This is a genomic window from Oribacterium sp. Sow4_G1_1, assembly GCF_052116105.1.
Classification (GTDB): domain Bacteria; phylum Bacillota; class Clostridia; order Lachnospirales; family Lachnospiraceae; genus Oribacterium.
In genome coordinates this window covers 1-323 of the sequence record NZ_JBQKLS010000062.1, presented here as the reverse complement: position 1 = coordinate 323, position 323 = coordinate 1, and the positions used below count along the sequence as shown (strand labels likewise).

Genomic DNA, 323 nt, shown 5'->3' with positions numbered 1-323 from the left:
ATGCGGTATTAGCAGTCTTTTCAAACTGTTATCCCCCTCTGTAAGGCAGGTTACCCACGTGTTACTCACCCGTCCGCCACTCGACTTTCATAGAAATCAACCGAAATCTCATTCTAATCAGTCTCGTTCGACTTGCATGTGTTAGGCACGCCGCCAGCGTTCATCCTGAGCCAGGATCGAACTCTCATATTAAATGTTAAGGCCGAAGCCTTTAAGTTCTTTCCGATTCAGAACTCGCTTAGCTTTGTTCTGTCCGTTGTTTTACTGCGAATAAATTCGCGCGATCTCTTGATCGCTTGACCATTGCTGGTCTCTGAAAATTC

At 45.8% G+C, this 323-nt stretch carries 1 rRNA gene; it reads right to left on the bottom strand.

From position 1 onward, the window contains the following. A 16S ribosomal RNA gene (locus ACTQ52_RS12410) occupies window positions 1–192 on the bottom strand; the annotation flags it as partial. Window positions 193–323: the final 131 nt, after the last annotated feature.